Origin of the sequence: Undibacterium sp. TC9W (genome assembly GCF_049339865.1) — a bacterium.
In the GTDB taxonomy this organism is placed as follows: Bacteria; Pseudomonadota; Gammaproteobacteria; order Burkholderiales; family Burkholderiaceae_D; genus Undibacterium.
The window spans coordinates 1-709 of the sequence record NZ_JBMPPJ010000064.1; the positions used below are offsets into that span (position 1 = coordinate 1).

Below are 709 nucleotides of genomic sequence, written 5' to 3' on the forward strand. Positions count from 1 at the left end.
CCTTCACTCTGGCCGGTGCTGATATTGCTTCAGTCGATGGCCTGCTCAACAAGAACGGCACATCCTCCGCCAGCAGTTCAACGACTTACAATCTGGCGGCAGCAGATGACTGGAACAGCGTCATCACCGGTGGCAACATTCAGGACCTGACCGGTAACGGGATTACCGTATCGAACGCCGCACCAAGCATCATCAGCTCTACTTACGATGCAGCAACCGGCATATTGTCCGTCTCGGCAGTCAACATCGTCGGTGGCGACACCATCGATGTCAGCAAACTCTCTATCACAGGTCAGGCTGGCTCCTACACCCTGACCAGCGCCAACGTCACCGCCAGCAGCAGTACCGCCTTTGCAGTCACTCTGAACGCTACCGACAAATTGGCCATCAACGGCATCTTGAACAACAACGGCACCACCGCCGTTGATACCACCACCTTCAACCTGGCCGCTGCTGCATCCTGGGATCAGACAACGACCTCCAGTGCCGACCTGACTGCCAATGGCGTGACAGTATCGAATGTCACTGCACCAACGATTACGTCCGCAACTTATGATGGTACGACACATGTCTTCACCATCACCGGCACCAACCTGGTTAAAACGATAGGTGCAACGAATGATGTCACCATTTCCAAGCTGACCATTACCGGTGAAGGCGGTGCGACCCGTACACTTTCCACTACTGGCAATGTCGAAGTGACTTCTGC

Annotated in this window: 1 protein-coding gene; it reads left to right on the top strand. The window is 54.7% G+C overall.

Going from position 1 to position 709, the window contains the following annotated elements; genetic code table 11:
• Positions 1–709 (top strand): hypothetical protein (locus ACO0LN_RS30255; RefSeq protein WP_422980461.1); only part of this gene is annotated, 709 nt, incomplete at both ends.